This window comes from Micromonospora sp. CPCC 205554, from assembly GCF_036902745.1.
In the GTDB taxonomy this organism is placed as follows: domain Bacteria; phylum Actinomycetota; class Actinomycetes; order Mycobacteriales; family Micromonosporaceae; genus Micromonospora; species Micromonospora tulbaghiae.
On sequence record NZ_JBAKHP010000013.1, the window covers coordinates 1 to 23,314 of the forward strand.

23 protein-coding genes are annotated in these 23,314 nt (G+C 73.2%); 15 read left to right on the plus strand and 8 right to left on the minus strand.

Annotation, left to right across the window (positions count from 1 at the left end; genetic code table 11):
- Positions 1 to 121: 121 nt before the first annotated feature.
- Positions 122 to 538 carry a VOC family protein gene (locus V6U82_RS18245; protein WP_128138701.1) on the minus strand — a complete coding sequence of 139 codons (417 nt, stop codon included), beginning with the start codon at positions 536 to 538 and terminating at the stop codon, positions 122 to 124.
- Positions 514 to 1,086, minus strand: coding sequence for a cob(I)yrinic acid a,c-diamide adenosyltransferase (locus tag V6U82_RS18250; RefSeq protein WP_128138700.1), 573 nt, complete (start codon positions 1,084 to 1,086; stop codon positions 514 to 516). The genes V6U82_RS18245 and V6U82_RS18250 overlap by 25 nt, the downstream gene beginning before the upstream one ends.
- Between V6U82_RS18250 and murA the strand changes: the two genes are divergently transcribed.
- Together murA and V6U82_RS18260 are read left to right on the plus strand one after the other, a co-directional pair.
- A complete protein-coding gene (gene murA, locus V6U82_RS18255) occupies positions 1,085 to 2,506 on the plus strand; it encodes a UDP-N-acetylglucosamine 1-carboxyvinyltransferase (RefSeq protein ID WP_091422636.1) in 1,422 nt (473 codons plus the stop codon). The genes V6U82_RS18250 and murA overlap by 2 nt on opposite strands.
- 69 nt (positions 2,507 to 2,575) lie before the next feature.
- Positions 2,576 to 3,424, plus strand: a complete 849-nt coding sequence (locus V6U82_RS18260) for a 3-hydroxyacyl-CoA dehydrogenase family protein (RefSeq protein ID WP_013475365.1) — start codon at positions 2,576 to 2,578, stop codon at positions 3,422 to 3,424.
- Between the two features lie 57 nt (positions 3,425 to 3,481).
- On the opposite strand, the gene V6U82_RS18265 is transcribed toward V6U82_RS18260, so the two are convergent.
- Together V6U82_RS18265 and V6U82_RS18270 are read right to left on the minus strand one after the other, a co-directional pair.
- Positions 3,482 to 4,291 (minus strand): alpha/beta hydrolase, encoded by an 810-nt coding sequence (locus V6U82_RS18265; protein WP_334462748.1) that lies wholly within the window; start codon positions 4,289 to 4,291, stop codon positions 3,482 to 3,484.
- 53 nt (positions 4,292 to 4,344) lie between these two features.
- Positions 4,345 to 5,556 (minus strand): MFS transporter, encoded by a 1,212-nt coding sequence (locus V6U82_RS18270; RefSeq protein ID WP_334462750.1) that lies wholly within the window; start codon positions 5,554 to 5,556, stop codon positions 4,345 to 4,347.
- A gap of 118 nt (positions 5,557 to 5,674) precedes the next feature.
- Here V6U82_RS18270 and V6U82_RS18275 point away from each other — a divergent pair, with 118 nt between their 5' ends.
- On the plus strand, positions 5,675 to 6,568 hold the full coding sequence (locus V6U82_RS18275; protein WP_334462753.1) for an ArsR/SmtB family transcription factor: 894 nt from the start codon (positions 5,675 to 5,677) through the stop codon (positions 6,566 to 6,568).
- 7 nt (positions 6,569 to 6,575) lie between these two features.
- On the opposite strand, the gene V6U82_RS18280 is transcribed toward V6U82_RS18275, so the two are convergent.
- Both V6U82_RS18280 and V6U82_RS18285 read right to left on the minus strand, forming a co-directional pair.
- The gene (locus tag V6U82_RS18280) at positions 6,576 to 7,421 is read right to left on the minus strand and encodes an ABC transporter permease (RefSeq protein WP_334462756.1); all 846 of its coding nucleotides are present in this window, start codon (positions 7,419 to 7,421) and stop codon (positions 6,576 to 6,578) included.
- Positions 7,418 to 8,266 (minus strand): ABC transporter ATP-binding protein, encoded by an 849-nt coding sequence (locus V6U82_RS18285; protein ID WP_128138305.1) that lies wholly within the window; start codon positions 8,264 to 8,266, stop codon positions 7,418 to 7,420. The genes V6U82_RS18280 and V6U82_RS18285 overlap by 4 nt, the downstream gene beginning before the upstream one ends.
- Positions 8,267 to 8,352: 86 nt before the next feature.
- Between V6U82_RS18285 and V6U82_RS18290 the strand changes: the two genes are divergently transcribed.
- The 5 genes from V6U82_RS18290 (at position 8,353) to V6U82_RS18310 (ending at position 14,167) form a co-directional block, all read left to right on the plus strand.
- Positions 8,353 to 8,877, plus strand: a complete 525-nt coding sequence (locus V6U82_RS18290) for a PadR family transcriptional regulator (protein WP_334462759.1) — start codon at positions 8,353 to 8,355, stop codon at positions 8,875 to 8,877.
- A complete protein-coding gene (locus V6U82_RS18295) occupies positions 8,874 to 9,554 on the plus strand; it encodes an ABC transporter ATP-binding protein (RefSeq protein WP_334462762.1) in 681 nt (226 codons plus the stop codon). Before V6U82_RS18290 ends, V6U82_RS18295 begins: the two co-directional genes overlap by 4 nt.
- Positions 9,551 to 11,704: an FtsX-like permease family protein gene (locus V6U82_RS18300; RefSeq protein ID WP_334462764.1), complete on the plus strand. Its 2,154-nt coding sequence runs from the start codon at positions 9,551 to 9,553 to the stop codon at positions 11,702 to 11,704. The genes V6U82_RS18295 and V6U82_RS18300 overlap by 4 nt, the downstream gene beginning before the upstream one ends.
- A gap of 101 nt (positions 11,705 to 11,805) precedes the next feature.
- Positions 11,806 to 13,818, plus strand: a complete 2,013-nt coding sequence (locus tag V6U82_RS18305; protein ID WP_334462766.1) for a protein meaA — start codon at positions 11,806 to 11,808, stop codon at positions 13,816 to 13,818.
- A 52-nt stretch (positions 13,819 to 13,870) separates the two neighbouring features.
- Entirely contained in the window at positions 13,871 to 14,167 is a 297-nt protein-coding gene (locus V6U82_RS18310) for a DUF1540 domain-containing protein (protein ID WP_128137340.1), read from the plus strand.
- Positions 14,168 to 14,177: 10 nt separating this feature from the next.
- Here the strand turns inward: V6U82_RS18310 and V6U82_RS18315 are convergent, their stop codons facing one another.
- Positions 14,178 to 14,795, minus strand: coding sequence for a DUF4126 domain-containing protein (locus V6U82_RS18315; protein WP_128137341.1), 618 nt, complete (start codon positions 14,793 to 14,795; stop codon positions 14,178 to 14,180).
- Between the two features lie 71 nt (positions 14,796 to 14,866).
- On the opposite strand from V6U82_RS18315, the gene nucS reads away from it, so the two are divergent.
- Positions 14,867 to 15,526, plus strand: coding sequence for an endonuclease NucS (gene nucS, locus V6U82_RS18320; protein WP_128137342.1), 660 nt, complete (start codon positions 14,867 to 14,869; stop codon positions 15,524 to 15,526).
- Positions 15,527 to 15,535: 9 nt separating this feature from the next.
- Here nucS and V6U82_RS18325 read toward each other — a convergent pair whose 3' ends face one another.
- Positions 15,536 to 17,038, minus strand: a complete 1,503-nt coding sequence (locus V6U82_RS18325; protein ID WP_128137343.1) for an aldehyde dehydrogenase family protein — start codon at positions 17,036 to 17,038, stop codon at positions 15,536 to 15,538.
- Between the two features lie 218 nt (positions 17,039 to 17,256).
- Here V6U82_RS18325 and V6U82_RS18330 point away from each other — a divergent pair, with 218 nt between their 5' ends.
- The 6 genes from V6U82_RS18330 to V6U82_RS18355 all read left to right on the plus strand — a co-directional run bounded on the left by V6U82_RS18330 (position 17,257) and on the right by V6U82_RS18355 (position 23,273).
- Complete coding sequence (locus V6U82_RS18330) at positions 17,257 to 17,703, plus strand: FHA domain-containing protein (RefSeq protein WP_120573401.1); 447 nt, start codon at positions 17,257 to 17,259, stop codon at positions 17,701 to 17,703.
- 532 nt (positions 17,704 to 18,235) lie between these two features.
- Positions 18,236 to 19,300, plus strand: a complete 1,065-nt coding sequence (locus tag V6U82_RS18335) for an alpha/beta fold hydrolase (protein WP_334462770.1) — start codon at positions 18,236 to 18,238, stop codon at positions 19,298 to 19,300.
- A 123-nt stretch (positions 19,301 to 19,423) separates the two neighbouring features.
- On the plus strand, positions 19,424 to 21,214 hold the full coding sequence (locus V6U82_RS18340) for a 3-hydroxyacyl-CoA dehydrogenase family protein (protein ID WP_128137349.1): 1,791 nt from the start codon (positions 19,424 to 19,426) through the stop codon (positions 21,212 to 21,214).
- A gap of 41 nt (positions 21,215 to 21,255) precedes the next feature.
- Positions 21,256 to 21,750, plus strand: a complete 495-nt coding sequence (locus V6U82_RS18345; RefSeq protein WP_128137345.1) for a SigE family RNA polymerase sigma factor — start codon at positions 21,256 to 21,258, stop codon at positions 21,748 to 21,750.
- Positions 21,747 to 22,826: a hypothetical protein gene (locus V6U82_RS18350; RefSeq protein WP_334462775.1), complete on the plus strand. Its 1,080-nt coding sequence runs from the start codon at positions 21,747 to 21,749 to the stop codon at positions 22,824 to 22,826. The genes V6U82_RS18345 and V6U82_RS18350 overlap by 4 nt, the downstream gene beginning before the upstream one ends.
- A gap of 120 nt (positions 22,827 to 22,946) precedes the next feature.
- Positions 22,947 to 23,273 carry a hypothetical protein gene (locus V6U82_RS18355; RefSeq protein ID WP_128137347.1) on the plus strand — a complete coding sequence of 109 codons (327 nt, stop codon included), beginning with the start codon at positions 22,947 to 22,949 and terminating at the stop codon, positions 23,271 to 23,273.
- Positions 23,274 to 23,314: the final 41 nt, after the last annotated feature.

Genomic DNA, 23,314 nt, shown 5'->3' on the forward strand with positions numbered 1-23,314 from the left:
CCACTACGCCCAGTGGGAACAGCAGGCCGCCGACCTCGTCGCCCAGCACTGGAACAAGTAAGACCAACAAGCAAGCGAGACAGTGAAAGGCCGGCACCCCGAAACCGGGGTGCCGGCCTTTTCACGTCTCCGCGACCAACTCGACCTCGTAGCCCTGCCCGTCGGTGAGGTACGCGGCGTAGCTGTCCGGTCCGCCCGCGTGCGGGTGCCGGTCCGGGAACAGCAGCGTCCAGCCGTACTCTCCGGCGGCAGCGACCAGGTGCTCGACGGCGGCCGGCGGGCCGGCGTGGAAGGCCAGGTGGTTCAGGCCGGGCGCGCACCTGTCGTGGGTGCGGCCGGTTAGCGCCGGTGACTCCTCCAGCACCAGATAGGTGGACCCGAGGCGCCAGGACCGGCCGGCGGGCCAGTCCTGGTAGAGCGTCCAGCCCAGCTCGCCGAGAAGCCAGCCCCAGGAACGACTGGCCGCCGCCAGGTCGGGTACCCACACCTCCACGTGATGGAGGCCGCCGATGGTCAGCGCTTCCCGCCCGGCACCCATAGCACGTCGCCGTTCGGATTTGCCGTTCTTGACAGGATAAAGAGCAAATCGGAGAGCCGGTTGAGATACTTGGCCGGGAGGGGACTGGTCCGATCGGGGTCGTGTGCGACCAGCGCCCATGCCGCACGCTCGGCGCGCCGGGCGGTCGTCCGTGCCACGTGCAGCAGTGCCGCGCCCGCGGTGCCGCCGGGGAGGATGAAGGAGTCGAGCTTGCTCAGGCGCGCGTTGTACTCGTCGCACCAGCCCTCAAGGCGCTCGACGTACTCCTCGGTCACCCGCAGCGGCGGGTACTTCGGGTCCGGCTCGACCGGCGTCGCCAGGTCCGCACCGACGTCGAACATGTCGTTCTGCACGGATTCCAGCACGGCTCGCAGCTCGTCCGGGAGCTGCCCCAGGGCGAGCGCGACGCCGATCGAGGCGTTGCACTCGTCCACGTCCGCGTACGCGGCGATGCGCGGATCGGTCTTCGGCACCTGCTCGTTGTTGCTCAGCCTGGTCATGCCGGCGTCGCCGGCCTTGGTGTAGATGCGCGTGAGGTGGACGGCCATGACGCACAGCCTACGGATACCGGAACTGACGATCCCGGCCCGGCCGAGTCCGGTGGGGCCGGGTGACGCGGGAGATCCGGCGCTCAACGACGTCGACGTCATCCGGGTACGCGGCGACGCCCGGCTCGACGGCACCGTGCACGTGGTGGGTGCGAAGAACTCCGCGCTGAAGCTGATGGCCGCCGCGCTGCTCGCGCCCGGGCGCAGCCTGATCACCAACGTGCCCCGGATCACCGACATCGCGATCATGGGCGAGGTGCTGCGGCGGCTCGGCTGCGGCGTCCGGTTCGGCCCGGACGACCCGGTCGACCCGATGGTGGCGCACGGCGGCGTGGAGCGGTCCCGTTCGGTGCTCATCGACGTGCCGGAGCGGCCGGGCGCGGAGGCCGACTACGACCTGGTCCGCCGGCTGCGCGCGTCGATCTGCGTGCTCGGCCCGCTGCTGGCCCGCCGGGGGTACGTCCGGGTGGCCCACCCCGGCGGCGACGCGATCGGCTCGCGCGGGCTGGACATGCACATCGCCGGGCTGGCCCGGATGGGCGCGGAGATCTCCGGTGAGCACGGCTTCGTCATCGCCGAGGCGCCGGACGGGCTGCACGGCGCCGACATCGTGCTGGACTTCCCGAGCGTGGGCGCGACCGAGAACCTCGTGATGGCGGCGGTGCTGGCCCGGGGCGCCACGACGATCGACAACGCGGCCCGGGAGCCGGAGATCGTCGACATCTGCACCATGCTGACCCGGATGGGCGCCCGGATCGAAGGGGCCGGCACGTCGACGCTGCACATCGTCGGCGTACCGGAGCTGCGCCCGGTCCGGCACGCCACTGTGGGGGACCGGATCGTCGCCGGCACCTGGGCGTTCGCCGCCGCGATGACCCGCGGCGACGTGACGGTGACCGGCCTGGACCCGGCGTACCTGGAGGTCGCGCTGGACAAGCTGGTCGCGGCCGGCGGCCTGGTGGAGACCCGGGGCGACGCCTTCCGGGTACGCATGGACGACCGCCCGAGGGCGGTCGACGTGGTGACGCTGCCCTACCCGGGCTTCGCCACGGACCTGCTGCCGATGGCGATCGGGCTGGCGGCGGTCAGCGAGGGCGGCTCGCTGATCACCGAGAACATCTTCGACGGCCGGTTCATGTTCGCCAACGAGATGATGCGGCTGGGCGCGGAGATCCGTACCGACGGTCACCACGCCCTGGTGTGCGGACGGGAGCGGCTGTCCGGCGCCCCGGTACGCGCGACCGACATCCGGGCCGGCGCCGGGCTGATCATCGCCGGGCTCTGCGCGGACGGGCTCACCGAGGTCTCGCACGTGCACCACGTCGACCGGGGCTACCCGGACTTCGTGGCCGACCTGCGCGCGCTCGGCGTCGAGGTGGAGCGTGGCACCGCGCCGGAGGAGCCGGACCTGGCCATCTGACGGCCGGGGCTTATCCCTCGTTAAGTAGGGTTCTGGCAGACGTTGCAGAACACGGCGAGGGAGAAGCAGATGGCGGGTCGACTCGCGGTCGTCGGTGCCGGGCTGATGGGCTCGGGCATCGCCCAGGTGGCGGCGCAGGCGGGCTGGCAGGTGACGCTGCGCGACATCGACGACGCGGCCACGAAGCGCGGCGTGGACGGCATCCGGAAGTCGCTGACGAAGTTCGCCGAGAAGGGCAAGATCGAGGCGTCCGACGTCGAGGCGACGCTGGGCCGGATCACCCCGACCACCGACCTGGAGGCCGCCGCCGACGCGGACATCGTGGTCGAGGCGGTCTTCGAGAAGATCGAGATCAAGCACGAGGTGTTCCGCGCGCTCGACAAGATCTGTAAGGCGGACGCGGTGCTGGCCACGAACACGTCGGCCATCCCGGTGACCCAGATCGCCACCGCCACCGAGCGCCCGGAGTCGGTCGTCGGCACGCACTTCTTCTCGCCGGTGCCGATGATGAAGCTCTGCGAGCTGGTACGCGGCTACAAGACCAGCGACGCGACGATGGACACCGTCAAGTCGTTCGCCGAGGAGATCGGCAAGACCGTGGTGGTGGTCAACCGGGACATCGCCGGTTTCGTCACCACCCGGCTGATCTGCGCGCTGGCGATGGAGGCGGTCAAGCTCGTCGAGTCGGGCGTGATCTCCGCCGAGGACCTGGACACCGCCTGCAAGCTGGGCTTCGGCCACGCGATGGGCCCGCTCGCTACTGTCGACCTGACCGGCGTGGACGTGCTGCTCAACGCCACCCGCAACATCTACACCGACACCGCCGACGAGAAGTTCTTCCCGCCGGAGCTGCTACAGCGCATGGCCACCGCCGGTGACCTGGGCCGCAAGACCGGCCAGGGCTTCTACTCGTACTGACCGGCATGTCCCGCCCCCGGCCCGCGCGGCCGGGGGCGGTTCACGTCCGGTGCCGGTTCACGTCCGGGGCGGGCTGAGCGCGGCGCCGATCAGCGCGAACGCGTCCGGGATGACTGTGCCCCAGTAGCCGAAGTTGTGCCGCCCGTCGGCCCAGGCGGCGCGTACCGGCTTCTCGGGCAGCACCCGGGCCAGCGCGCGGACGTCGGAGAGGAAGTTGTCCTGCCGCCCGCACCAGAGCCCGACCGGGGTGCCGCGCAGCTTCTCCACGCCGGCGAAGACCGCATCCCCGGGGCTCACCGCGGGGGAGAAGGCCGCCGCCATCCGCAGCCACTTCGGGTACGTCTCGGCCAGCAGCAACGCGCCGAAGCCGCCCATCGACCAGCCCCACACGGCCAGCCGGCTGCTGTCGAAACCGCGCCGGGCGCACCAGGTGGGCACCTCCTCGCGCACCATCCGCTGCGGGTCGTCGTCGCCCGAGGCGCGCCAGGACAGCCGCCCGCCGGTGGCGCCCGCGAGCGCGAACGGCGGGGCGCCCCGGCGTACCGCGTCGGTGAGGAAGCGGGCCAGCCCGAACCGGCCGTAGTCGCGCGGGGTGGCCGACGCGCCGTGCAGCACCAGGCAGACGGGCAGGCCGCGGCCGTCGCCGTACCCGTCGGGCACGGCCGTCCAGAAGTCCACCTCGCGGCCGCGCGCGGCGGACGCGATGCGGATGAGCCGCTCGTCGCCGGGCGGGGCGTCCGGCAGGGCCGGAGCCGGTCCCGGGCGAGGGCCGGCCAGTTGCCGGGCGGCCAGACCGCCGACCAGGCCGACCCCGGCGATCCCGGCGGCGGCGGTGAGCACCGTGCGCCGGGTCAGCGTGTGTGCCATGCCGGCGAGTGTGCCATCCGGTACGCCTCGCGGGGAGCCGCGCGGCATCTCCTTCACGGTGCCGGGACGGCCGCCGCGGGTCTGCTGTCCGGCTCCCCGGCGCCCGGCGCGGTCCGGCGCAGGCCGGGGGTGAGCGCGACGGTGACGGCCAGCGCTGCGGCGGCGAGCAGCGCGACCGCGCGCGACGGCGTGACCAGGTCGGCGAGCGCCCCGGCGAGCGCGGCGCACACCGCCTGCGCGGCGAGCATCCCGTTGCCGTGCAGGCCGAGCACCTGGCCCCGGGCCTCGGGCGGCGAGTGGGCGATCAGCCGTTCCTGCATCGGCAGGGTGGAGGCGTAGCCGACGGATGCGACGAGCGCGACGGCCATGGCCACCGGCAGCGGCGGCGACAGCAGGATCAGCAGGTACGGCAGGGGGAGCAGCACCCGCAGCGGATGGATCCACCTCTCGCGGAGGGCGGGGGACAGGAACCGCCCCACCACCACGTCCCCGGCCAGCATGCCGAGCGCGGCGGCGGCGAGCAGGAAGCCGGCGCGGTCGGCGGCGTACGGGACGAACAGCGCCTCGCAGCCGACGACCAGGCCGCCCGGAACCCAGAGGTTGAGCAGGAGCGACCGGCGGCCGGGGTCGGCCCAGAGCACCCGGTTCACGCGCAGCGTGCGGGCGACCGTGACCCGCTCACTGGTCCGGGCCGGCCGCTCGGTGAGCCCGAACCATCCCACCGCGGCGGACACCGCCCGCAGGACCAGCGCCAGCAGGAACACCTGGTACGGGCTGAGCCACACCAGCAGGACGCCGGCCAGCCCGAACCCGGCGATCTGCATGACGCCGACGCTCGTGTTCATCGTGGCCCGGGCCAGCACGTAGGCGTTCACCGGCACGATGTCGGTGAGCAGCGCCCACTTGGCGCCGGCGGCGACGGAACCGACGTACGCGTTGCCGAAGATGATCGCGAAGCGGGCCCACAGCGGCAGCCCGGGCACCGCCTGGAGCGCCGCGCCGGCGGTGGCGAGCAGGGCGGCGAAGGCCATCGCCCGGCGCGGCGGCACGCTGTCCGCGGCGGACAGCAGCGTCAGGTTGCCGAGGACTCCGGCCAGCGGCGCCCCGAACATGCTCAGCGCGGTGAGCAGCGCCGAGCCGGTCGACGCGTAGGTCAGCGCGCCCAGGGCCAGCGCCGACGTGGTGTGGGCGGCGATCCCGGCGCAGTTGGCCAGGAACAGGTTGCGGAACTCCCGGACCGCGAACAGTTCTGCGTACGTTCTCACCCGGGCATGGTCGGCCGGTCGTCGGCGGAATCCCTAGACTTACGTCTGGAGGCGAAACGTGGGCGTCTGGCAGGTGCCGCCCGATCTGGTCGCGCGGAGTCGTTTCACGGTGTCGCCGATGGCCGAGACCGTCGGCGCGCTGAAGGCGCTGCGCCATCCGAAGGTCCCCTGGGAGCAGGCCTGGCGACGGCCGCACGTGGACGCGTTCCGGGAGATGCTGGCTGCCCGGCCGGTGGTCCGGGCGCTGGTGGAGGCGTCGTTCGGCCTTCGGTGGGTAGCGGACTTCCTCACCATCGCGCCCGCCTCGGCGGACCCGACGTTCGCCGAGGAACTGGCGGCCGTCGAGCGGTTGTCCGACGAGCGGATCCGGGCCGACCTGCGTGCCACCCGGCCGGGCCCGCTGGCGGCCGAACTGCTGGCGGACGGGCTCACCGGGCAGGTCGTGGAACTGCTCGACTGGATCTGGACGCACACCGTCGCGCTGGAGTGGCCGGAGCGGGAACGCCGCCTGCGGGCGGACATCGTGGCCCGCACCGCTGCCCTGAGCACCCGCGGCCTGGCCGGGGCGATCGCCGACATCAACCGCAACGTGCGGTGGCTGGGCGACGGCCGCCTCCAGGTCAACGACTATCCGGAACCGCCACTGTCGCTGCACGCGGCCGAGCAACTGGTCTTCCTGCCGGCCCACTGCCGCCGCGGCTGGGTGGTCTGGGACGCGCCGGCCCGGTTCGGGATGGTCTATCCGGCGCGCGGGATCCTGGTCGACCCCACCTCACCGGCGCCCGGCGGCCTGGCCCGGCTGATCGGCGCGAACCGGGCCGAGATCCTGGCCCGGCTGGACGCGCCGCTGAGCACCTCGCAGCTCGTGGTGGTGACCGGGCTGTCCCTGGGCACGGTCAGCGACCACCTGCGGGTGCTGCTCGACGCGGGCGCGGTCGCGAAGCGGCGGTCCGGGCGCGAGGTGCTCTACTGGCGTACGCCGCTGGGTGCGGCGCTCGTCGACGGCGGATGAGCGGTGGTCAGCCGTCGCGCTTGGTGGTCCAGCGGAACGTGGTCAGGCACAGCACCAGGCCGATGACGCACCAGGCGCCCAGCACCAGCGCGACGCTGCCCAGCTCGAACGAGCCGCCCGGCTCCCGGGCGCCGAAGCTGTCCGGCAGGAAGACCGAGCGCAGCCCCTGGCACATCCACTTGAGCGGGAAGATCGCCGCGACCTGCTGCATCCAGGTGGGCAGGCTGGTGAAGACGAAGAACACGCCGGAGATGAACTGGAGCACGAGCGCGACCGGGGTGACCACCGCCGAGCCGCTGCGGGCGGTGCGGGCCAGCGACGAGATGGCGATGCCGCAGAGCGTGCAGGCGGTGACGCCGAGCACGGAGACCCAGGCGAACGTCAGCCACTTGGCGGTGGTCTGCGGCAGGTCCAGGTCGAACATCGCCACCGAGACGGCGAGCAGCAGCACGGTCTCGGCGATGCCGATGACCACCACCATGATCACCTTGCCCGCGAACCAGACCCACTTCGGCATCGGCGTGCCGCGGTAGCGCTTGAGCACGCCCCGGTCCCGCTCGATCGGGATCCAGATGCCGAGGTTCTGGAAGCTGACTGTCATCAGGCCGGTCGCGATCATGCCGGTGATGAAGTACTGCGTGTAGCTGACCCCGGGCGCGATCTCGTCGCTGAAGATCGCCGCGAAGATCAGGATCATGATGATCGGGAAGCCCATCGTGAACACGACGGACTCCCGGCTGCGCAGGAACTGGGTGATCTCCAGCCGTCCCTGCCGCAGCGCCAGCGCGCCCGCGCCGGGCCGCCGGGCGGCGGTGGCGGCGACCGGGGCCGCCGGCTTCGTCGTGGTGGTCATGAGTGTCCGATCATCCGCAGGTAGACGTCTTCCAGGGTCGGCCGGGTCACCGTGAGGCCGGGCACCTCGCCGCCGAAGCGCGCGGCCAGGTCGGCCACCAGCGCCGTCGGCGTCGCGGTCTCCGCGGAGGCCGGCGTCCCGTCGGGGGTACGCCAGGAGACGGTCGCCAGCGACTCCTGCCGGTTGCCCAGCGCGTTGGGCGGCGCGACCTCGATCACCCGTCCGGCGGCGATCACGCCGACCCGGTCGGCGAGCGCCTCGGCCTCGTCCAGGTAGTGGGTGGTGAGCACGATCGTGGTGCCGGCGGCGGACAGGTCCCGGATCAGCTCCCAGAACTCGCGCCGGGCCTCCGGGTCGAAGCCGGTCGTCGGCTCGTCGAGGAAGAGCAGTTCGGGGCGGCCGACGATGCCCAGCGCCACGTCCAGGCGGCGCTTCTGCCCGCCGGAGAGCGTGTGCGTGCGCGCCTTGGCCTTGGCGCCCAGCCCGACCCGCTCGACCACCTTGTCCGGGTCGTCGGCGTCCGGGTAGAAGCCGGAGAAGTGGCGGACGACCTCGATGACGCTGAGCTCGTCGAACTCGCCGGTGCCCTGGAGCACGATGCCGACCCGGGAACGCCAGCCGGCGTCGGGGTGGGCGGGGTCGGCGCCGAGCACGCGTACCTCGCCGGCGTCGCGCTGCCGGTAGCCCTCCAGGATCTCGACCGTGGTGGTCTTGCCGGCGCCGTTCGGACCGAGCAGGGCGAACACCTCGCCCCGGCGGACGTCCAGGTCCACCGAGGCGACGGCGACGTTGTCGCCGTACGCCTTGCGCAGCCCTCGCACGGAAATCGCGAGCTCGTTCTCCATGACGTCAAGTGTGCGTCGTGCGGTCGCCCGTTCCACTGCCGGGTCAGCTATATACGCGAGGTATACACTCGGTGTAGTCTCTGCTCATGACGGTTCCCCTGACCCTGCTCGGGCTGCTCGAACGCGAGCCGAGCCACGGCTACGACCTCAAGCGCGACTACGACACCTTCTTCGGGCGCGGCAAGCCGCTGCCGTACGGGCAGGTCTACTCGACGCTGAGCCGGCTGGCCCGCGACGGCAAGGTGGTGGTCGGCGACGTCGCTCCCGGCGCCGGGCCGGACCGCAAGCGCTACGTCATCACCGACGTGGGCGCCACCGAGGTGGAGCACTGGCTGACCGAGCCGGTCGAGCCGGAACCGCACCTGCAGACCCTGTTGTTCACCAAGGTCGTGCTCGCACTGATGCTCGACCGCCCGGCCGAGGAGTACCTGGACACCCAGCGCGCCGCCCACCTGCGCCGGATGCGGGAACTCACCGAGATCAAGCGCAACGGCGAACTCGTCGACGTGATGCTCGCCGACCACGGCCTCTACCACCTGGAGGCGGACCTGCGGTGGATCGAGACCACAGGCGCCCGACTGGACGCCCTGCGAAAGGCGGTACGGCCATGAGCCCGATGATCGAGGCACGCGACGTCACGTACGCGTTCGGCGAGACACCCGCCCTGCGCGGCGCGAGCCTCGCCGTCGAGGCCGGCGAGATCGTCGCCGTGATGGGACCGAGCGGTTCCGGCAAGTCGACGTTGCTGCACTGCCTGGCCGGCATCCTGCGCCCCGACTCCGGTGAGGTCCGGTTCGACGGCACCCGGATCGACGCGCTCGGCGAGGCCGACCGCAGCGCGCTGCGCCGTGACAGCTTCGGCTTCGTCTTCCAGTTCGGCCAGCTCGTGCCGGAACTGACGGCGGCGGAGAACGTGGCGCTGCCGCTGCTGCTGCGCGGTGTCCGCCGCACTCCGGCGCTGCGCGCCGCGCGGGGCTGGTTCGAGCGGCTCGGCCTGGCCGGCATGGAGCACCGCCGCTCCGGGGAGCTGTCCGGTGGGCAGGCCCAGCGGGTCGCGCTGGCCCGCGGCCTGGTCGCCGAGCCCCGGGTGCTGTTCGCCGACGAGCCCACCGGCGCGCTCGACTCACTCACCGGCGAGGAGGTGATGACGCTGCTGGTGGACGCCGCCCGCGAGCGCGGCACCACTGTCGTGCTGGTGACGCACGAGGCGCGCATCGCCGCGTACGCCGACCGCGAGGTCATGGTGCGGGACGGCCGGGTCAACGCCCCCGCCGGGGTCGTCTCGTGATCGGGCTCGCGCTCCGGCTCGCCGTCGCCGGTGGCCGGGAGGCGGTGGTCCGGCTGGTCGCCATCGCCGCCGCCGTCGCGGTCGGCACCGGGCTGCTGCTCACCACGCTCGCCGGCGTGCACGCGGCCGACGCCCAGCTCACCCGCTACGCGTCCATGTACCCGCAGGAGACGGCGGGCGGATCCGCCGACCCGCTGCTGTGGGCGACCCGGTCCGACTACTTCCGGGGCGATCAGATCATCCGCGTCGACGTCGCGGCGACCGGCCCGGACGCGCCCACGCCGATCGGCGTTCCGCGCGTACCGGGGCCCGGCGAGTACTACGCCTCCCCGGCGCTGCGGAAGCTGCTGGCCACCACCCCGGCCGATCAGCTCGCCGACCGCTACCCGGACCGGGACCTCGGCGAGATCGGCCCGGCGGCACTCACCTCGCCGGACACCCTGCTCGTCCTGGTCGGCGGCACCCCGGATCAGGTCGGAAGGCTGGACCAGGTCCGGAAGGTGACCCGGCTCGACGGCAACAGCGCTCCGCTGCCGGGGGCGGCGGTCGATCTCATCCTCGGCGTGGTCGCGGGCGGGCTGCTGTTCCCCGTACTCGTCTTCATCGGCACGGCGACCCGGCTCGGCGCCGCCCGCCGGGAGCAACGGTTCGCCGCGATGCGGCTGGTCGGGGCCACGCCCCGGCAGATCTCGGCGGTCGCGGCCGTCGAGGCGGCGCTCGCGGCGGCGGCCGGCGCGGCGGCCGGCTTCGCGTTGTTCTTCGCGTTCCGCGGCCAGCTCGCCGGCATCCCGTTCACCGGCATGCCGTTCTTCCCCGGGGACATGGCCATCGGTGCGCCGGAGGCCCTCGTGGTGGCGCTCGGCGTGCCGGCCGGCGCGGCGGCCGCGGCCTGGGTCGCGCTGCGCCGGGTCCGGATCTCCCCGCTCGGTGTCAGCCGCCGGGTCACGCCCCGGCCGCCCCGGGTGTACCGGCTGATCCCGCTCGTGCTCGGCCTGGCCGGGCTGGGCTTCGCCCTGGTGTACCGGCCTCCCACGTCGGACGGTCAGACAGCGCTGTTCCTGCCCGCCCTGCTGCTGGTCATGGCCGGGCTGATCACCGGTGGCCCGTGGCTGACCATGGTCGGCGCCCGGGCGATGGCCGCCCGGGCCAGCCGGCCGGCCGCGCTGATCGCCGCGCGCCGGCTCGCCGACAACCCGGCTGCCGGGTTCCGGGCGGTGAGCGGGGTGATGCTCGCGCTGTTCGTCACGACGGTGGCCGTGGGCGTGATGGGGACGATCGCGCACGAGCGCGGTCCGGCGCCCCGGGGTTCCCTGGAGGCCGGCCGGCTGTCGATGGTGCTCACGGACGACCCGCCGGTGCCGGGCACGCTGCTGGCCGACCTGGCGGCGGTTCCCGGCGTCCGCAACCCGGTGCTCGTCCGGGAGAACCCGGTACGCGGTGACGGCCGCGACTCCGGCGTGATCGCCTGCGCGGACATCCCGCCCGCCTACGGGCGGTGCGCCACGGGGGCGAGCGTCGCCGAGGTGCCGCCCGACCTGATCCCCTGGCGGGAGTCCGCCTCGGCCGACCGGGTCTGGCCGTCGTCCACGGTGGACCCGGCGGCCCTCGCCGGACTCCCGGCGGGTTCGGTGGCGGTCGAGGCGGAGGACGCGGTCGCGGTGGAGCGGGCCCGGACGGTCCTGGAAGACGCGTTCCCCGCCTTCTTCGTGGCGCCGAACGTGCCCGGCGACTTCGAGGCCGACTTCGCCGACACCATGCGGGGCTGGCAGCGGCTGGCCGACCTCGTCGTGGTGGCCGGTCTCGCGCTCGCCGGATGCAGCCTGGCCGTGGCCGTGGCGGCCGGTCTCAGTGAACGGAAACGGCCGTTCAGCCTGCTCCGGCTCAGCGGCGCCCCGCTACGGCTGCTGCGCCGGGTGGTGGCCCTGGAGAGCACGGTGCCGCTGCTGACCGTCGCCGTGGTGGCGGTCGGGATGGGACTGGTCGCCGCGCAACTGTTCCTGCGGGCGCAGATGGACTACGACCTGCGCGTGCCGGGGATCGGGTTCGCCGCGGTGGTGGCCCTCGGCGTACTGGGCTGCCTGGCCGTCATCGCGGCCACCCTGCCGCTGCTGGAACGGATCACCGGCCCGGAGACCGCCCGCAGCGAATGACCCGTACGGTGGGCCGGCCGCACGCCGGCCCACCGGCGCGGGCATCCGGTTGTGTGGTTTTCCACACTCTCTTTTACTGAACGGTAACTTAAACTCCGGCCATGGACGACGCGATGCCGGGACGGCTGCCCGAGCGGGACCGCCCGTGGGTGATGCGCACGTACGCCGGGCACTCCTCCGCCGCGGCCACCAACGCGCTCTTCCGCCGCAACCTGGCGAAGGGGCAGACCGGCCTGTCGGTCGCCTTCGACCTGCCCACCCAGACCGGGTACGACCCGGACCACGAGCTGGCCTCCGGTGAGGTCGGCCGGGTCGGCGTGCCGGTGGCCCACCTGGGCGACATGCGGGCGCTGTTCGAGGGCATCCCGCTGGCCGAGATGAACACCTCGATGACCATCAACGCCCCGGCGATGTGGCTGCTCGGCCTCTACGGCACCGTCGCCGCCGAGCAGGGCGCGGAGCTGAGCCGCTGCGCCGGCACCACGCAGAACGACATCATCAAGGAGTACCTGTCCCGGGGGACGTACATCTTCCCGCCGGCGGCGTCGCTGCGGCTGACCGCCGACGTGATCGCGTACACGCTGCGCGAGATGCCCCGGTGGAACCCGGTGAACATCTGCTCGTACCACCTCCAGGAGGCCGGCGCCACGCCGGTGCAGGAGGTCGGCTTCGCGCTGGCCACGGCCGTCGCCGTGCTGGACACCGTGCGCGACTCCGGCCAGGTGCCGGCCGAGCGGATGGGCGACGTGGTCCAGCGGATCTCGTTCTTCGTCAACGCCGGGGTGCGCTTCGTCGAGGAGATCGCCAAGATGCGCGCCTTCGGCGCGCTCTGGGACGAGATCACCCGCGACCGCTACGGCGTGGAGAACCCGAAGCAGCGCCGGTTCCGCTACGGCGTCCAGGTCAACTCGCTGGGCCTGACCGAGGCGCAGCCGGAGAACAACATCCAGCGCATCGTGCTGGAGATGCTCGGTGTCACGCTGTCCCGCGACGCCCGCGCCCGCGCCGTGCAGCTGCCCGCCTGGAACGAGGCGCTCGGCCTGCCCCGCCCGTGGGACCAGCAGTGGTCGCTGCGCATGCAGCAGGTGCTGGCGTACGAGTCGGACCTGCTGGAGTACCCGGACCTGTTCGCCGGCTCGCACGTGATGACCGCGCTGGTCGACGACATCGTCTCCGGCGCCCGCGTCGAGCTGGAGAAGGTGCTGGAGATGGGCGGCGTGGTCACCGCCGTCGAGACCGGCTACCTCAAGAGCGCCCTGGTGGCCTCGCTCGCCGACCGGCGCCGCCGGATGGAGTCCGGCTCGGACGTGGTGGTCGGCGTCAACCGGTTCACCGAGACCGAGCCGTCGCCGCTCACAGCGGCCGGCGCCGAGGCGATCGAGCAGGTGGACCCGGCCGTCGAGGAGGCGGCCACCGACGGCGTACGCCGGTGGCGGGCCGACCGGGACGCGGCGGCGGTCGAGGCGGCGCTGGACCGGCTGCGCGCCGACGCCGCGACCACGGCGAACCTGATGGCGGCGACGCTGGACTGCGTCCGGGCCGGTGTCACCACCGGCGAGTGGGCGGGCGCGCTGCGCCAGGTGTACGGCGAGTACCGCGCGCCGACCGGCCTGGCCGGGGCGACCGGCGCGGCCGGTGACGCGAACCTCGCCGGGGTCCGCGAGCGGGTCGTCGCGACCGCCCGGGAGCTGGGCAGCGGGCGGCTGCGGCTGCTGGTCGGCAAGCCGGGCCTGGACGGGCACTCCAACGGCGCGGAGCAGATCGCGGTACGCGCCCGCGACGCCGGCTTCGAGGTGGTCTACCAGGGCATCCGGCTGACCGCCGGGCAGATCGTCGCGGCGGCGGTGGAGGAGGACGTCGACCTGGTCGGCCTCTCCGTGCTGTCCGGCTCGCACCTGGCCGCTGTGCCGGCGGTGCTGGACGGGCTGCGCGCGGCCGGGCGGGGCGACCTGCCGGTGGTGGTGGGCGGGATCATCCCGGCCGCCGACGCCGAGGCGCTGCGCTCCGCCGGGGTGGCCCGGGTGTTCACGCCGAAGGACTTCGCGCTCACCGGCATCATCGACGAGCTGGTCACCGTGATCCGCGAGGCGAACGCGCTGGATCCGGCACGCTGAAAGCATCACAAAGCCTAAAGTCGGGGCAAGACACCCACTGAAGGGCGAGATGATGACCGCGTCGTTGGAGATGCCCCGGGTCCAGGAGTGCGCCGTCCGGTCCTGCGCCTACAACCACACGAACGACTGCCACGCGTTCGCCATCACCATCGGCAGCAGCGACCACGCGCACTGCCACACGTTCGTGGAGATGCCGGTGCGGGGCGGCATCGACCAGCTCGTGGCCCAGGTCGGCGCGTGCTCGCGTGCGGACTGCCGGCACAACGCCGACCTGGAGTGCCACGCCCCGGCCATCACCGTCGGGCCGGACATGGACATGGCCGACTGCATGACGTACGAGAGCCGCTGAGCCGCCGCGGTCAGACGCGGAAGCCGGCCTCCCGGGCGGCGGCGCGTTCCCGGCGCCGCTCCCGGCGACGGCGGAACAGCCACGGCACGAAGAACACCAGGCCGACCAGGAACACCAGCACCAGCACCGGAAGCAGCAGCGCCACCACCGACATCACCACGCTCGTCGCGTCCTCGGCGGTGCTGGCCACCGGCGCGCCCACACCGGCCGTGGTCGCGTTGATGACCGGCCGGGCGGCGGCCTTGAGCAGGTGCACGCCGAGCGCGATGAGCACGCCGACCACCACCGGCACCCACTGGTGCGACGAGAAGAACGTGTCCGGGTCGCTGACGGTGACCGTCTCCGACCCGGCGCCCGCGCCGAACGCGAGCCCGCCCGCCGTCGGCCGGACCACCGTCTGGACCACGTCGTTGACGTGGTCGACCACGGGGACCTTGTCGGCCACCACCTCGACCGCGAGCAGGACCGCGAGGATCAGCACCACCCAGCCGTTGCCGAGCCACTGCCAGCCGCTCGGCAGCTCGACCAGATCGGTGTAGCGGGACAGCAGCCCCATCAGCAGCAGCGGGATGTAGGCGTTCAGGCCCGCCGAGGCGGCCAGGCCGGAACCGGTGAGGACTTCGAGCACGATCTCAATATGGCACCGGTACGCCAGTGGCGCTCGTCGGCGTCCGCCGGGGCCTCGGCTACCCTCGGCGGGTGCGGTTGGTCATTGCGAAGTGCTCGGTGGACTATGTCGGACGGCTCTCGGCCCACCTGCCCCCGGCGACCCGGTTGCTGATGGTGAAGGCGGACGGGTCGGTGTCGATCCACGCCGACGACCGGGCCTACAAGCCGTTGAACTGGATGAGCCCGCCATGCCGGCTGGAGGAGGCCCCCGGTGTCTGGCGGGTGGTGAACAAGGCCGGCGAGGAGCTGCGCATCACCCTGGAGGAGATCTTCCAGGACACCTCGTACGAGCTGGGCGTGGACCCGGGCCTGCGCAAGGACGGCGTCGAGGCGCACCTGCAGGAGCTGCTCGCCGCGAACCCGGCGACGCTGGGGGAGGGCTACACGCTGGTCCGGCGCGAGTACATGACCGCGATCGGGCCGGTCGACCTGCTCTGCCGGGACGCCGCGGGCGCCGCGGTGGCGGTCGAGGTGAAGCGGCGCGGCGAGATCGACGGCGTGGAGCAGCTCACCCGCTACCTGGAGCTGATGAACCGCGATCCGCTGCTCGCGCCGGTCACCGGCGTGTTCGCCGCACAGGAGATCAAGCCGCAGGCCCGGGTGCTCGCCACCGACCGGGGCATCCGCTGCGTGGTGGTCGACTACGACAAGCTGCGCGGCATCGAACGCGACGAGCTGACGCTGTTCTGAGGCGCTGCCTCAGCGGCCCCGGCCGTACATCAGCTTGGCGATCTTGACGATGCGGGCGACGTCGGCCGGGGTGCGCTCGAACGTCATCGCCGGCAGCAGCGACCGGGCTCGGCGGCGGGTCACCGACTTGGGCCGGCCGAACTCGCGCAGCCCCTCCTCGCCGTGGATGCGGCCGAAGCCGGACTCGCCGGTGCCGCCGAACGGCAACGTCGACATGCCGGCGAACGTCAGCGCCGAGTTGACCGAGGCCATCCCGGAACGCAGCCGCCGCGCCACCGCCACCGCCCGCGCCCGGCCGAAGACCGAACCCCCGAGCCCGTACGGCAGTGCGTTGGCCCGCTCGACCGCCTCGTCCACGTCGTGGACGCGGTTGACCACGAGCGTCGGCCCGAACGTCTCCTCCTGCACGGCGGCCGAGTCCTCCGGCACGTCGACCAGGACCGTCGGGTGCACGTACGGCGGCTGGACCGCCTCCGGGCCGCCCAGCACCGCACGGCCGCCCCGGTCGATCGCGTCGTCGATGTGCCGGCGGATGACGTCGATCTGCGACGGCATGGTGATCGGGCCGAGGTCGGACCCGTCGGCGCCCACGGTGAGCCGCCCGGCCTTCGCCACCACCTTGTCCACGAAGGCGTCGAAGACCTGGTCGACCGCGTAGACCCGCTCGATGCCGATGCACGTCTGGCCGGCGTTGGTGAGGCCGCCCCACACGCACGCCTCCGCCGCGGCGTCCAGGTCGGCGTCCGTGTCCACGATCATCGCGTCCTTGCCTCCGGCCTCCAGCAGCACCGGCGTGAGCGACTCGGCGCAGGCGGCCATCACCCGCTTCGCGGTCGCTGTCGAGCCGGTGAACGCCACCTTGCCGACCCCGGAGCGGCACAGCGCGGCGCCGACCGCGCCGAACCCGTGCACCACCTGGAACACCGGCTGCTCCGGCACCACCTCGGCGAACCGGTCGACCAGCCACTGACCGACCGCCGGGGTGTACTCGCTCGGCTTGAACACCACGGCGTTGCCGGCCGCGAGCGCGTACGCGGCGGAGCCGATCGGCGTGAAGACCGGGTAGTTCCACGGGCCGATCACCCCGACCACGCCGTACGGCTGGTATTCGAGGTGACCGGTGAACTCGGCGAGGATCAGGCGGGAGCGGACCCGGCGCGGCCCGAGCACCCGCCGGGCGTTGCGGGCCGCCCAGTCGATGTGCTCCAGCGCGGTGAGGATCTCCACCACCGCGTCACCGACCGGCTTGCCGCCCTCGGTGTGCATCAGGTCGGCCAGCTCCTCGATCCGCCGGGCGAGCACGCCGCGCCAGCGCTGGAGGCGGTCCCGCCGACCGGCGAAGCCGAGCCCGGCCCACCAGTCGCCGGCCTCCCGGGCGCGGTCGACCGCGGCACGTACGTCCGCCTCGGCGGCCAGCGGGAATCTGCCTGCCTCGGCGCCGGTGGCCGGGCTGGTCGACACCAGCAGACCCTCGGAGATGAGCGGGGCGCCCGGCACGTGTACAGCGGTCATGGCCGAAGTCTAGACCCGAGCATTACTCACCGGTAGGTGTCGAACGCGCCGTACGCTGCGCGGACGATCAGCCGTCGCATCGACGGAAGTGCCGTCCGAAACGGCGAACGGGAGATGACCGGCCGGGGTCGCGGGGGTGACCGCGCGGTGGTGCAAGCCACTACGGTGGGGTGGCAGGCTGACGCCGCGGGGCGATGTGGGGTGGAGGTCGACTGTCCATGGAGGAGCATCCTGAGCTGATGCCGTTGCTGACGGTGTCCGGCGGGGCGATGCGGGGGCTCACGTTCCGGGTCGGCCAGGACGCGCAGGTGATCGGCCGCGCGCCGACCGCCGACATCGTGCTCGCCGACCCGCACCTGAGCCGCCGGCACGCCACCGTCCGGGCCACCCCGGAAGGGGTGATGCTCACCGACCTCGGCTCGACCAACGGCACTTGGCTCAACGACACCCGGGTCACCGGCAGCGTGGCGATCGCCGACGGCGACGTGGTCCGGCTGGGCCGCACCGACCTGCGCCTCTACGACCCGGGCGTGGCCCGGACCGACCCGGTCGGGATGAGCTTCGGCGCGCTGCGCCGTGACCAGCGCCCCACCCTGCCGCTGCCCGTCCCCGGGCCGCGCCAGCCGATCGAGGCCCGCGAGGCCCAGCCGGCCGACGCCCGCTAGCCCTCCGCACCCGCCGGCCCCCTTGGGTCCGCTGGGTGCCGGCACCCGCTGGCACTCCAGGCCACATCGAGCCCGCGAGGCCGGCTGACTTGCCGCACCCGCTGTGCCCCGAGGTCGCGGCGAGTTCCGGGGCCGCTGATTCCCGGCGCCCGCTGAGCCCTCACGCCCCCGCTGCCCCCGGACGTCGCACCGACCCGCGCCTCAGCCCGGCGGGCGCCTCAGCCCGCGCGCCAAGCCCAGCGCCTGACCGCGAGCCCCGGCACCCGCCGCCTTCCCGGCGCCCCTCCCTGCCCGCCCACTCGCGGTGATCAAGGAGCTTGGGTACGAAAACGGCTCCCGCGGTGACGCAAACTCCTTGATCACCGCCGCGACGGGACCGGCGGGCGGGTGAGGGCTTTCATGATCGACCGGTGAGAGGGGGGTGTTGCGTGCGTGCGGTTCGGCGAGGCGGGGGTGCGCGCCACGTTCGGGGTGGGCGGTGTGGCGGTGGGGGACATGGTGCGGGGGCGGGGGCGCGTGCCAGCATGCGCGGATGCGCAGCGCACGGCTCACCGTCCAGGCCAACGGCATCACCCAGGCGGTCCGCGTGGCCGGTCCGCCGGACGGCGTACCGGTGCTGCTGGTGCACGGCAACGTCTCCTCCTCCGCGTTCTGGGAACCGCTGCTGGCCCGGCTGCCGGACACGCTGCGGGTGGTCGCCCCCGACCTGCGCGGCTACGGCGAGACCGACACCGCGCCGGTCGACGCCACCCGAGGGCTGGACGACTTCGCCGACGACGTGGCCGCGCTGCTGGACGCACCGGGGCTGTTCGCGCCCGGCGCCCGGCCGGTGGTGGTCGGGCACTCGCTCGGCGGCGGGGTGGCGATGGGGCTGCTCGTCGGCCACCCCGAGCGGGTGGCCGGGCTGCTGCTGGAGGCGCCGGTGTCCCCGTACGGCTTCGGCGGCACCCGGGATCTCGACGGCACCCCCACCACGCCCGACTTCGCCGGCACCGGCGCCGGTGGCGCGAACCCGGACTTCGTGGCCCGGCTCGCCGCCGGTGACCGGAGCGCGGACGGACCGACCAGCCCGCGTGCGGTGCTGCGCGCCGCGTACGTGGCCGACCCGGCGTCACTGGGTGACGACGAGGACCTGCTGCTGGAGAGCATGCTGACCACCGCCACCGGGGACGACAACTACCCGGGCACCGCAGTCGCCTCGGCCCACTGGCCGGGGACCGCCGCCGGGCGGCGCGGCGTGCTCAACGCGCTCGCCCCGGCCCACTTCCGGCTCGCCGACGAGCTGGTGGCCGTGCCGGTCAAGCCGCCGGTGACCTGGGTACGCGGCGACGCCGACGTGATCGTCTCGGACACCTCGCTGTTCGACCTGGCGTACCTCGGTCAGCTCGGTGTGGTGCCCGGCTGGCCCGGCGCCGGGGAGTGCCCGCCGCAGCCGATGGTGGGGCAGACCCGCGCGGTGCTGGACCGGTACGCGGCGGCCGGCGGGACGTACCGGGAGGTGGTGCTGCCCGGCTGCGGGCACAGCCCGCACCTGGAACGGCCGGCGGAGTTCGTCGCCGAACTGCTGGCGCTGGCCGGGGAGAACGCCACCGGGTGAGGCGCCGTGCGTGAAATATCCCACGGCGTCTCGACAACACAGCGTCACGTGGCAGACTCCGGCGCATAACCTTAGCGGCCGTTCATGTCGCGGACGGCGGAGTCGAGCCAGGGGAGGCCGGTCGTGGCGCGGGAGTTCACCAGGGTGGGCGTGGTGGGTCTGGGCACCATGGGTGCCGGCATCGTGGAGGTGTTCGCCCGCAACGGCCTCGACGTCACAGCCGTCGAGATCTCCGACGCGGCGCTGGAGCGCGGCCGGGCCACGCTCACCGGCTCCACCGACCGGGCCGTCGCCAAGGGCAAGCTGGCCGAGGCCGAGCGGGACGCCCTGATGGCGCGGGTCGACTTCCGGGTCGGGCTGGACGCGCTGCACGACGTGGACCTGGTGATCGAGGCGGTGCCCGAGCACCTGGACCTCAAGCAGCGGATCTTCGCCGAGCTGGACCGGGTCTGCAAGCCCGAGGCGATTCTCGCCACCAACACGTCCTCGCTGAGCGTCACCGAGATCTCCGTCGCCACCACCCGGCCCAACCAGGTCATCGGCATCCACTTCTTCAACCCGGCCCCGGTGATGAAGCTGGTCGAGGTGGTCCGCACGGTGGTCACCTCCGCCGACGTGGTCGCCGACGTGGAGGCGCTCTGCGAGCGGCTCGGCAAGGTCGACGTGACGATCAGCGACCGGGCCGGCTTCATCGCCAACGCGCTGCTGTTCGGCTACCTGAACCACGCGGTCGGCATGTTCGAGGCCCGCTACGCCACGCGCGAGGACATCGACGCCGCGATGAAGCTCGGCTGCGGCCTGCCGATGGGCCCGCTCGCGCTGATGGACCTGATCGGCCTGGACACCGCGTACGAGATCCTGGACACCATGTACCGGCGCGGCGGCCGGGACCGCCGGCACGCCCCGGCCCCGCTGCTCAAGCAGATGGTCACCGCCGGTCTGCTGGGCCGCAAGTCCGGTCGCGGCTTCTACACCTACGAGCGGCCGGGCTCGCCGAAGGTCGTACCCGACGAGTACACGCCGCTCGCCGCGGACGCCGCGCTCGCCGACGGCGCCCGCGCCATCGCGAAGGTCGGCGTGGTCGGCTCCGGCACCATGGCCACCGGCATCATCGAGGTGTTCGCCAAGGCCGGGTACGAGGTCGTCTCGGTGACCCGGGGCGCGGAGAAGTCCGCGAAGGTCTGCGAGGCGGTCAAGACCTCGCTGAACAAGGGCGTGGTGCGCGGCAAGCTCAGCGAGACCGACCGGGACGCCGCGCTCGGCCGGATCACCTGGTCCGCGACGCTGGAGCACCTGGCCGACGTGGACCTGGTGGTCGAGGCCGTGATCGAGGAGCTGAGCGTCAAGAAGGCGCTGTTCGCCAGCCTCGACGAGATCTGCAAGCCCGGCGTCGTGCTCGCCACCACCACCTCGTCGCTGCCGGTGATCGACGTGGCGATGGCGACCCAGCGCCCCGCCGACGTGGTCGGCCTGCACTTCTTCAACCCGGCGCCGATCATGCCGCTGGTGGAGATCGTGCAGACCATCCGTACCTCCGCCGAGACGTCGGCCACCGCCCGCGCGGTCTGCGCGAAGCTCGGCAAGACCGGTGTGGTCTGCGGCGACCGGTCCGGGTTCATCGTCAACGCGCTGCTGTTCCCGTACCTGAACGACGCGGTGAAGATGCTGGAGGCCAGCTACTCGACGGCCGACGACATCGACTACGCGATGAAGCTCGGCTGCGGCTACCCGATGGGCCCGTTCGAGCTGCTCGACGTGGTCGGCCTGGACGTCTCGCTGGCCATCCAGCGGGAGCTGTACCTGGAGCTGCGCGAGCCCGGCTTCGCCCCGGCGCCGCTGCTGGAGCACCTGGTCACGGCCGGCTACCTGGGCCGCAAGTCCGGCCGCGGGTTCCGCGACCACACCCGGCGCTGACCGCTGTCAACAGCCGGGCCCGGTGACGGCGTCTTCGGGGTGTGACATTCGAGGAGTACGTCGGCAGCCGCGGCCCGGCGCTGTTGCGTCTGGCCCGGCTGCTGACCGGTGACGCGCACCGCGCCGAGGACCTGACCCAGGACGTGCTGGCGCGCGCGTACGTGCACTGGCGGAGGATCGCCCGGGTCGACCGGCCCGACGTGTACGTGCGCCGGATGCTCGTCAACGCGAACACGTCCTGGTGGCGGCGCCGGTCCAGCCGCGAGCTGGCGGTGGACACGTTCGCCGACCGGCCCCAGCGCGGCGACCTCGGTGGCGAGGCGGCCGACCGGGACGAGATGTGGCGGCTGATCCGCGCCCTCCCGGACCGCCAGCGCGCCGTGCTGGTGCTGCGCTACTACGAGGACCTGGACGACGCCACGATCGCCCAGATCCTCGACTGCTCCCCGGTCACCGTCCGCACCCACGCGATGCGGGCGCTCGCCCACCTCCGGGAGCGCTGCGGCGTCCCGATGACCAAGGGGAGCCGGCCGTGACCGACCTCGACCAGCGGATCGCCTCGGTGCTGCGGGAGCACGCCGAAGGGGAGATCGACACCGCACGCCTGTTGCGCGGTTCGCGCACGCTCGGCCGACGCCGGCAGGTGCGCCGCCGGGCCACCGCCGGCACCGCGCTCGCCCTGGTCGGCGTGCTCGGCTTCACCGGCGCGATACGCGCGGACGTGGGCGGGCTGGCCGGGCGGATGCCCTGGACGGCCGCGACGCCGGCGACGGCGCCACCCCCGGTGCCGCCGCCCGCCGACGGGGTTCCCGCCGCGCGCGACCGCCCCGACCTGGTCGGCAGCGATCCGCAGGTGCTGCACCTGAGCCTGGACAGCAGCCGGGCCCGCTATCTGGGCTGGTCCGTCCACAGCTCCAACCGGGTCGAGTCGATCCGGTTCAGCGTCGGTGACGGACACCCGGTCCTGCTCGAGGTGAGCCCGGTGGCGAAGACCCTCGACGACACCCCGATCGAAGGCTTCCCGGTGCAGGCCGTCAGCGGCAGGCTGAACTTCGACGGTGGCGTGCTGCGCGTCGCCGGTACGGACGGTCTGGTCAAGTCGTGGCAGCCTTTCCCCGGCCTCTACGCCCGGGCGGCCACGCTTCGCGGTGACGTGGCCGCCCTGGACCGGGTGGCCGGCCTGGTGCGCTGGGAGGAAGCCCGGCGATGCACCGGGCCGGTCCGGCTGACCACGCTGCCGGCGAACGCGGCGGTGACGGCATGCTCGGTGGACGTGGCCGCCTTCCCGAAGGGCGTCACGGCGCAGCTCACCGTCGTCCGGGCACCCTCCTCGACCATGTGGATGCGGCTGGTGTACGGGGCGGAGATGGGGGAGGACACGGGCCGCAGCAGCAACCGCGACCTGGGTGGCCGCCCGGGTTTCCTCTATCCGGACGGCACGCGGCTCGAACTGATCGGCCTGCCCAAGGTGCGGTTGACAGTCGACTTCGCCTGGCCTTTCCCGGGCGACCGACCCGCGGGCCAGGTGGATTTCACCGAGACCGACGCGGCGGCGGTGCTCGCCGGGGCGAAGGTGGCGACGGACCTCACCCGTCCGCAGACCTGGCCCTGATCGGCCACTCACGAGCCGAGATCTTGGTACGGAACGGCCCGTGGAAGGGCGTATCCGTACCAAGATCGCTCGGTTTCGGGGCACCGGCGGTGAGGTGGGGAGGGGCCGTAGGCTGGGATCGTGAGTCCCCGTCGAAATCGGGCCCGCCGGGACGAAGGCCCCGGCCTGGACGCCGAGCGTGCCCGCCACGGCGTGCCGACCGTGCAGCAGTGGCGCGACGGCGACTGGCAGATACGCGCGATCAGCGGTGGCGCGTCCGTCAAGACGTACCGCTGTCCCGGCTGTGACCAGGAGATCCGGCCGGGCGTGGCGCACCTGGTGGCCTGGCCCGCCGACGACCGGGGTGACCTGACCGACCGCCGGCACTGGCACTCCGGCTGCTGGCGGGCCCGGGACCGGCGCGGACCGAACCTCCAGCGCGGCCGGGGCGCCCCGCGCTACGGCTGAGCGATCTGGATCACCCGGTTCCCGTCCCGCTGGGCGGCGGG

Coding starts and splice junctions, on each gene's coding strand:
- V6U82_RS18245 (WP_128138701.1), bottom strand. CDS start 538: ATGGGTGCCGGGCGGGAAGCGCTGACCATCGGCGGCCTCCATCACGTG.
- murA (WP_091422636.1), top strand. CDS start 1,085: ATGACGCACAGCCTACGGATACCGGAACTGACGATCCCGGCCCGGCCG.
- V6U82_RS18250 (WP_128138700.1), bottom strand. CDS start 1,086: ATGGCCGTCCACCTCACGCGCATCTACACCAAGGCCGGCGACGCCGGC.
- V6U82_RS18260 (WP_013475365.1), top strand. CDS start 2,576: ATGGCGGGTCGACTCGCGGTCGTCGGTGCCGGGCTGATGGGCTCGGGC.
- V6U82_RS18265 (WP_334462748.1), bottom strand. CDS start 4,291: ATGGCACACACGCTGACCCGGCGCACGGTGCTCACCGCCGCCGCCGGG.
- V6U82_RS18275 (WP_334462753.1), top strand. CDS start 5,675: ATGGCCGAGACCGTCGGCGCGCTGAAGGCGCTGCGCCATCCGAAGGTC.
- V6U82_RS18280 (WP_334462756.1), bottom strand. CDS start 7,421: ATGACCACCACGACGAAGCCGGCGGCCCCGGTCGCCGCCACCGCCGCC.
- V6U82_RS18285 (WP_128138305.1), bottom strand. CDS start 8,266: ATGGAGAACGAGCTCGCGATTTCCGTGCGAGGGCTGCGCAAGGCGTAC.
- V6U82_RS18290 (WP_334462759.1), top strand. CDS start 8,353: ATGACGGTTCCCCTGACCCTGCTCGGGCTGCTCGAACGCGAGCCGAGC.
- V6U82_RS18295 (WP_334462762.1), top strand. CDS start 8,874: ATGAGCCCGATGATCGAGGCACGCGACGTCACGTACGCGTTCGGCGAG.
- V6U82_RS18305 (WP_334462766.1), top strand. CDS start 11,806: ATGGACGACGCGATGCCGGGACGGCTGCCCGAGCGGGACCGCCCGTGG.
- V6U82_RS18310 (WP_128137340.1), top strand. CDS start 13,871: ATGACCGCGTCGTTGGAGATGCCCCGGGTCCAGGAGTGCGCCGTCCGG.
- V6U82_RS18325 (WP_128137343.1), bottom strand. CDS start 17,038: ATGACCGCTGTACACGTGCCGGGCGCCCCGCTCATCTCCGAGGGTCTG.
- V6U82_RS18330 (WP_120573401.1), top strand. CDS start 17,257: ATGGAGGAGCATCCTGAGCTGATGCCGTTGCTGACGGTGTCCGGCGGG.
- V6U82_RS18335 (WP_334462770.1), top strand. CDS start 18,236: ATGCGCAGCGCACGGCTCACCGTCCAGGCCAACGGCATCACCCAGGCG.